This is a genomic window from Caballeronia mineralivorans PML1(12), assembly GCF_001028175.1.
In the GTDB taxonomy this organism is placed as follows: domain Bacteria; phylum Pseudomonadota; class Gammaproteobacteria; order Burkholderiales; family Burkholderiaceae; genus Caballeronia; species Caballeronia mineralivorans.
In genome coordinates this window covers 1-301 of sequence record NZ_AEJF01000364.1, presented here as the reverse complement: position 1 = coordinate 301, position 301 = coordinate 1, and the positions used below count along the sequence as shown (strand labels likewise).

Annotated in this window: 1 protein-coding gene; it reads left to right on the top strand. The window is 34.2% G+C overall.

What is annotated here, in order from left to right; all coding sequences use genetic code 11:
- The coding region (locus tag EOS_RS45525; RefSeq protein WP_075645508.1) for a DUF898 family protein at nucleotides 1–301 on the top strand (301 nt) is incomplete at both ends.

Here is a 301-nt window from a genome sequence, read left to right as displayed (position 1 = left end):
AAGTTATTAATGAAATGGATGTTCCGTCCCATTCGTTTGTTTTTCATGGTACGGGTGAGAGATATTTTCTTATTTGTGTGGTGAATGTGTTGTTAACGATTATAACGCTAGGTATCTATTTACCATGGGCATTAATGAAATGTAAGCGTTATCTTTATGCTAATATGGAAGTTAACGGACAACGATTTTCTTATGGAATTACCGGTGGGAATGTTTTTGTTAGTTGTTCTTTTTTTGTTTTTTTCTATTTCGCAATCTTAATGACAGTGTCAGCAGATATGCCGCTTGTTGGTTGTGTTTT